This is a genomic window from Veronia nyctiphanis, assembly GCF_004116385.1.
Lineage (GTDB): Bacteria > Pseudomonadota > Gammaproteobacteria > Enterobacterales > Vibrionaceae > Veronia > Veronia nyctiphanis.
Genome location: NZ_PEIB01000049.1, coordinates 21,062 through 27,865, shown reverse-complemented (window position 1 = coordinate 27,865; position 6,804 = coordinate 21,062). Strand labels below are relative to the sequence as shown.

At 43.3% G+C, this 6,804-nt stretch carries 7 protein-coding genes; 1 reads left to right on the top strand and 6 read right to left on the bottom strand.

Annotated elements, in window-relative coordinates; translation table 11 throughout:
* The 5 genes from CS022_RS23170 to CS022_RS25630 all read right to left on the bottom strand — a co-directional run.
* On the bottom strand, positions 1–526 hold a 526-nt coding region (locus tag CS022_RS23170), incomplete at its 3' end, for an Ig-like domain-containing protein (protein ID WP_129124252.1).
* A 20-nt stretch (positions 527–546) separates the two neighbouring features.
* Positions 547–2,673 carry an Ig-like domain-containing protein gene (locus CS022_RS23165; RefSeq protein WP_161569727.1) on the bottom strand — a complete coding sequence of 709 codons (2,127 nt, stop codon included), beginning with the start codon at positions 2,671–2,673 and terminating at the stop codon, positions 547–549.
* A 145-nt stretch (positions 2,674–2,818) separates the two neighbouring features.
* Positions 2,819–3,331, bottom strand: coding sequence for a hypothetical protein (locus CS022_RS23160; RefSeq protein WP_129124250.1), 513 nt, complete (start codon positions 3,329–3,331; stop codon positions 2,819–2,821).
* Between the two features lie 876 nt (positions 3,332–4,207).
* A complete protein-coding gene (gloA2, locus tag CS022_RS23155) occupies positions 4,208–4,594 on the bottom strand; it encodes an SMU1112c/YaeR family gloxylase I-like metalloprotein (RefSeq protein ID WP_129124249.1) in 387 nt (128 codons plus the stop codon).
* Between the two features lie 201 nt (positions 4,595–4,795).
* Positions 4,796–5,116, bottom strand: coding sequence for a hypothetical protein (locus CS022_RS25630; RefSeq protein ID WP_201746377.1), 321 nt, complete (start codon positions 5,114–5,116; stop codon positions 4,796–4,798).
* Here CS022_RS25630 and CS022_RS23145 point away from each other — a divergent pair.
* A complete protein-coding gene (locus CS022_RS23145; RefSeq protein WP_129124247.1) occupies positions 5,017–5,715 on the top strand; it encodes a lipoate--protein ligase in 699 nt (232 codons plus the stop codon). The genes CS022_RS25630 and CS022_RS23145 overlap by 100 nt on opposite strands.
* 73 nt (positions 5,716–5,788) lie before the next feature.
* Here the strand turns inward: CS022_RS23145 and CS022_RS23140 are convergent, their stop codons facing one another.
* A complete protein-coding gene (locus CS022_RS23140) occupies positions 5,789–6,781 on the bottom strand; it encodes an Ldh family oxidoreductase (protein WP_129124246.1) in 993 nt (330 codons plus the stop codon).
* Positions 6,782–6,804 lie beyond the last annotated feature (23 nt).

Here is a 6,804-nt window from a genome sequence, read left to right as displayed (position 1 = left end):
CTGTGGCATCAGTATCCACGGTGTACGGCACTGAGTTGGTGATTGTCGCGGTATTGCCTGCGTCATCTGACACCGTGGCGGTGACGTTGACTTGATTATTGGCGGCCAGAACGCTGCCGGGGACGGTGACTGAGAAGTCGCCATTTTCGTCTACGTTAGCGGAGTAGGTGTTGTTTCCGACGCTGACCGTCACGGCATCGTCGGTGTTGAACTCACCGGTGACGGTACCTGAAATAGTCTGATCTTGCGTCGCTTCGCTGGCATTAATGATGCCGTCAGTGCCAATAGGATCAAGGGTGACACTGGACGTGCTGCTTGTTGGGCCTGAGGTATCCACCGTGTAATCAACGGTGTCGGTGACGGTCGTGATGTTACCTGCGCTGTCAGTGACAGAGACGGTGATATCAAAGCTTCCACTCCCGTCGGTGTTGTCGATGAGGTCATCAGGCAAGGTGACGGAAAAATTACCCTCGTTATCGACGGTGGCAGGCAAGGTGTAAGTTGTGTCATCCACGGTGACGGTCACTGCGACGGTATCATTGTCAGTCAGTGCATTGCCGAGCTCCCGCCAAGCGTAATGTCGGACGTCAGATCGTCCGCATTAAGTGTGTCACCATTGTTCAGTTCGTCCAATGTCAGGGTGACCGCTGTGGCATCAGTATCCACGGTGTACGGCACTGAGTTGGTGATTGTCGCGGTATTACCCGCGTCATCGGACACTGTGGCGGTGACGTTGACCTGCTCATTGTCGACCAGAACGCTGCCGGGGACAGTGACCGAGAAATTGCCATCTCCATCCACGTTCGCGGAGTAGGTGTTGTTCCCGACGCTGACCGTCACGGCATCGTTGGCGTTGAACTCGCCCGAGACGGTGCCTGAAATAGTTAGATTTTGTGTTGCTTCGTCCGCATTAATGAAGCCATCAGCGCCAACAGGGTCAAGAGTGACATTCGCTACAATAAATGAATTTTCAAGTGTGCTGAGATCAGATATCGAAATATTGAAGTCTGACTGTGTTTTCGATTCATCTGTTGATATTGCCTCAACAGTAATGGTCGCGATTTCCCAAGGTTTACCATTAAGATCTGCACTTGTTGCTGGTCTTTTCAGGCTTACCTCACCAGTTTGCGAATCAATTTTGAACAGGTTATTGTAGTTCTTGGTGATTGTATAAGAGATGCTGTCATCAACATCCTCGTCTTTGGCGTTCAAATCCAAGCCAATGGTTCCATCGGTTTTGTTATGATCACTTAGATCGAGGATCACTGAGCCAGTAATAAATTTTCCGGTTTTTGCTTCGACTCTGTTGAAGAAACCGAGTAGAGGATCCGGACCCGTTGAATAGTCAGTGTCGGTGAGTTTAACAATTGGTGAGTTATCGTTTTCGTCAACGACAGTAGTGATCTGATATGCCTCGAGAGTATCAAGCACCTCAAATACATCTATACCGTTGTGTTTATAAACCACCTCGGTCACAAAAACGACGAAAGACTCCCCGGGATTGAAAGATGAGAGCCCGGGTTCATTAAGGTTATCATCCAGTGTTTCAATCTGAAAAGTGGCTGACGACGCACCAGCTTCAATCTCAACGTAAGCGACTTCTTTGATGTCTTCACCGCTTGCATTGATGTACTGGTAGTCTAATTTCGCAATGGCGGCTTTTGGTACTGGTGTATCCAGTGTAAGCGTGTATTCGGCTTTTGTACTTTCTATAACAGTTTGAGAACCCGTCAGTGTAACAACGGCTGGATCGGGTCTTAAATTATCAGCCTCGTCAGTGACTGTCACACGACCAATAACAGGGGAGTTTTCGTCTATATAGGCATGAATTTCAAATGTTTCTGATGGCTCATATTGACTGTTATTCAGGGTGCTTGCCTTCACATGAAATTCACTGACCCCCTCGGGAACAACGACTTGGTTCACCGAGTTGGAAGCGTCAAGTAATTGCCAACCGTTGCCGACATTTACTGATAGTGTCTCGCTGAAATCAAGGTTCTTTTCAGCCGTTTTACCCACGAGCTTGAGGTTTATTGTTATTGCCTGATGCGTGGTTTCGCTAAGAGTCACTTTTGATATTGCTTGGCTGCCCTCAGCAACACTCACCTCCGACACGCTTTTGATAGTTATTGGTGTTTCATCACCTGCTTTATTGATTGTGCGACTTTCCAGTTCATTGACATCTGCGGTGTAGTGAGTCTCTTGATTATCTGCTTCAGAGTGTTCTGTATTGCTTATAAAGAACTCAGTGTTTGATGGTATGTTGGGCCCAGCGGTTTGTATAAATACCTTTTGATACCCAGGGTATGGACTATCATGATTGTCTAACGAATTGCCAAGAGTAAATAATGATAATTCGTATTTATTACTCTCACTGTTGAATATACTATTTTCAGTATCGCGTGATATTTCATACCATGTATTGTCTAATTTAATTTTTTGATGATGCTTTGAGTCTATTCTTTCATTAATTGTATGTTCTTTATCGTGAGATGAACTAACTAGTTCCTCGATAGTCGCATCTATAGCACTTGAGGTGATTTTAAACTGAGTAGGGTGCTGGTCATCATTAATGAAAGTCTCAAGAGTATTAGAAGGTAGAAAAATATTTTCATTAATGAAGTACGATTTAACTATTTTATTTGTAATCAGACTATTATTTGATTTTGACATTATTATTCCTTTAATTGCATATGGCGTAAAGGTCATAAATATATTTAGGGTCGTTTTTCCGTTGATACTTTTCAGTTAAAATTCATTAAGGAGAAGTTAACTTGGCTACTATAAAAGCCTTAATGAAGGTTTTTATGTGGTGATTTTATGTATATTTTTGTCTTATTCTATCTTTTTTATCAAATAGGGTTACATTTCTGTCACTATTTTTATCATTGGAAAAACTGACCATGAATGATTCGTTATACCTCGCAAGTATCCCTATATCTAAAGAGTCTGAAAGTTTAAAATGGCCCTTTATACATAGGCAGATACTTATTGATGTGACACCTTCAGGTAAGTCAACGTCACATCCAAACTGCGGGAGGTAATGCTTTAATGGCCATGCTTCTGATTTACTTCTTTGACATAAAGGCGGTATTATGGCGTAACCGTCTTGGTCTTTAATATATACTTCAATAGGTAAAGTATAATTTTTCTCCAGCACTTTATTCAGGTTGAAGTCTAACTCAAGTTTGTCAAAATTGCTGGTTGGATACAGAAACTGTAACTCCCAAGTGACTTCTTTCTGTTTTTTATCAACTTGAGTATTGATAGGGTTGATTTTAGATATTCCATTTTTCCTTGGTACTGACGCCAAACAACTCATTGGGATCATCTTACACTCCATTATTAAACTAATTGCTTATTTTTATTTATGCGAGTCAAATGTATTTACTCTTTATCGTCGACTTTTCTTCGAAGTCATCAGTATTTCTATTTTTTATTAGTTTATCTTTATCTAATATACTTTCGATTGAGTTTATATGGAAACAATTTTAACTATTATATTCATTATTTTTAAGTATTGATTTTGAGAAAATAAAATTCAGTTAAAGTAATGTGGTGTTAAAATTTCAACCAAGTTATGTTTTTCTTATATTAAAGACTGCTTATGGTGTATCTTATTGATTTTTAAATATAAATCACTATTTATATGCTCATTAATTTATAATTTTACAAGATAGCGTTACTTATCAAGATAAATAACTTTAAATTCTTCTTAGGGTGTAATTAATTCATGTCATGCCTTAATTATTGGATTTCAATGCATTATTTTTTATGTATATAAGTAATATATTATAAAGTGTTATTTAAATTAAATAAAGGGTTGAATAAAATCAAGTGCTCGTAAGAGTGGTGTTTTTTCCGGTTACTTCTTTAAGGTCGCATGTGGTGAGATCTTGTCATCTTTCACATATTCATCGGTGCTTTATTCTTTGCGCTATTGATTTTCTGGGTCGCCATGATATGAGTTTTCTTATGTATCATTGATTATTTACGTCACCGATACCACCAAAAGCCTGCTGGATTTACCAAGATGGTATAGGCATAAACAGGGCCGACAACGATATCAGACTTTTGTGACGCCGAGGAAAAATGTACGAGAGGCGTATTGAGAATGTGCAGTTTAGAAACGCCAACTGGATGCATGATAGCGTCGGCGTTTTGTCAATGTAGATACGAAAGTGCTTGGTGCGTTTACGTAGAACTCTCAGTTTTCGTAGAGCTCTAAAGGGAGCGCATCTGGATCTTTAAAAAAGGTAAATTTCTTGCCTGTGAACTCGTCTACCCGAATGGGTTCTACCTCCACACCCATTTCATTGAGATAACTGACCGACGCTTCGAGAGAGCCAACGGAAAATGCCAAATGTCGTAACCCTTGTGCTTCCGGGTTGGAAGGGCGCTCAGGGGGAGAAGGGAACGAGAATAGTTCAATCTGATTACCGTTTGGTAGCGCCAAGTCTAGCTTGAATGAGTCTCTGTCCTCCCGATAGTTTTCTGCAATAACACGCAGGCCAAGGACTTCGGTATAAAAAGCCTTTGACGTTGGATAATCAGAGCAGATGATTGCGACATGATGGATACTTTCCAAAAACATTCAGGTTTTTCTCCTTGTTAGATGATATGCCCTTTGGACCTTACGTCAGGCAACACGCTCATTGTCTTTGTTCGGAATTATCAACGACGGTGTTGCTGCTTTGCGTGCAAAGTTACAACACCATTCTAATGATTTTATGACTCTGTTTGGCGATAAAAGTCGACAGGTTTAGTAAACAAAAAGCTTCTACCCTTAATGGAATCAATTTTTTAACCTATAACTATCAAATTGAGCCCATGTCTTGGTCAAATCGACAACCTCTCCACTTTCCCGCGCTTGGTCAATTGCCATTGCCGCTATGCCTGCTTCTAACGCATCAACGATTGATACCGGAAGGCTTTCCGAGCCTTCTCTGAGGTAACAGGCTATGTCTCTTGCCATCTGAGCATCGGCACCATAGTGATCAATATTGGCTTCCGGTAATGCTTTGTAGTCACGGTCAAACAGCGTTTTTCCTGACGGGTCGCAATGACCTGGTCGTTGATATCGATGGCAGTGAGAGAAAGTTCTCAGGCTCTGCATACCGTGAGACGATGGACAGAGGTTTTCATCATGGCACCCTGTTGCTAAACGCAAATATGACGCGTCTTGCTGATTACCTAAACCCTGATAAGAAAAAGCTCTCTGCAAAAGGTATTACGTCTGTCCGCTCTCGGGTCATTAACCTCAGTGAGGTCGTGAGCGAGATTGACCACGACGCCGTGTGCGGCGCGATCAAACAAGCCTTCTTTGATTATCACGGTGAACAGGTCCAGCCAGAGTTTATCTCGCCGGAACAACACCCTTATCTGCCCGGTTTTGACGAAAAGTTTGCGACCCAATCGAGCTGGCAGTGGAATTTGGGCAATACGCCGGAATTCGATCATCAGTTGAGTGAGCGTTTCCCTTGGGGAGGCGTTGATGCGCATTTGAATGTTGTTAAAGGCCAGATCATTGAAGCGAAGATTTTTACTGACAGTCTGGATCCAACCCCTTTGGAACTGCTGTCAGAAAAGCTGGTGGGTCAACGTTACTGTGAAGTGGGTATTCGTGGCGCAGTGAACGAGGTGCTTGATCGGTTCCCTGAGCGCGAAGACATAATGAATGAGATTAAAGACTGGCTGATAATCGCCATACGGTAGTTCCTTGCTTTGCTTATCATTGAATGTCAAACAAACGGCCCAGACGCGGGCCGTTTTGTATCTGGGCGCAAAATTAGTTTTCCGACGGCCCAGTTGAGAGCTCTAGCGCCAGATGCCACAGACTCTCTGGTACGTCGACTTCGGTAAGATCTGTCAGAGACTGGCCGGGTAGGCGAGTGCCTTCATCCTGCGCGACAAGATCGGCTACTTGACGGAAACGTTCAAAAAACACATCCGAATTTTCAGGATCAATCGCCAAAAAGAACTGACCTAAATCGTGCGGTTCGCCTTGTGTGGCTTTTAGTGGTTTTACAAACTGTGAGGCAATGCCGCCTGTTAGTCCGGCGGTGAGTATTTCTGCCATCAGGCCAAATCCCCAGCCTTTGTAGCCTCCTGCCGAAACCAGTGAACCAGCCAGTGCTTTTTCTGGCTCTGTGGTGGGGTTGCCATGCTCGTCAAGCGCCCAGCCTTCCGGAATTTTCTCGCCGGCTTCTTTTGCCATCGTAATCTTTCCAAGTGCAACAACTGTGGTTGACTGGTCAAACTGCATGGCAATGCTTCCATCACCGTCAGGAACAGAAAAAGCAACCGGGTTCGTACCAATGGTGCGTTTTTTTCCGCCCGGAGGCGCAACAATCGGTGAAGAATTGGTAAAACCAATTGCGATAAACCCCTTACGTGCCAGTTGTTCTGTGAAATAACCCAAGGATGTGCAGGTGTGGCTGTGGCCGATGGCTAACGCAGCAATACCATTGTCTTGAACGGCGTCGACAAAGCTCGGCAATGCCCGTGTGAAAGCGGGTTGTGCAAATCCATATTTCGCATCAACTTTAACAAAACCGGGCTTTGGCAGCGTGATAACAGGCTCGGCATCTTTCGACACTCTTCCCGACACGAGTTGCTCACAGTAACTTTGCAAATAATACAGCCCGCAGATCCTGTTGCGACGAGATTCGTTTTTCGCAACAGCATGCGCAACAGATTCAGCAATCCAAGGTGTTGCTCCATGTTTTTCTAACGCTATTTTACAAACCTGATGGATTTCAGGAATCGTAATAACTGGCATACATACTCCTTTGTCAGTCTGCA

What these genes read in the sequence shown, in the direction of transcription:
- CS022_RS23165 (WP_161569727.1), bottom strand. Translation starts at nt 2,673, where the DNA reads ATGTCAAAATCAAATAATAGTCTGATTACAAATAAAATAGTTAAATCG.
- CS022_RS23160 (WP_129124250.1), bottom strand. Translation starts at nt 3,331, where the DNA reads ATGATCCCAATGAGTTGTTTGGCGTCAGTACCAAGGAAAAATGGAATA.
- gloA2 (WP_129124249.1), bottom strand. Translation starts at nt 4,594, where the DNA reads ATGTTTTTGGAAAGTATCCATCATGTCGCAATCATCTGCTCTGATTAT.
- CS022_RS23145 (WP_129124247.1), top strand. Translation starts at nt 5,017, where the DNA reads ATGCTTTGTAGTCACGGTCAAACAGCGTTTTTCCTGACGGGTCGCAAT.
- CS022_RS25630 (WP_201746377.1), bottom strand. Translation starts at nt 5,116, where the DNA reads ATGCAGAGCCTGAGAACTTTCTCTCACTGCCATCGATATCAACGACCA.
- CS022_RS23140 (WP_129124246.1), bottom strand. Translation starts at nt 6,781, where the DNA reads ATGCCAGTTATTACGATTCCTGAAATCCATCAGGTTTGTAAAATAGCG.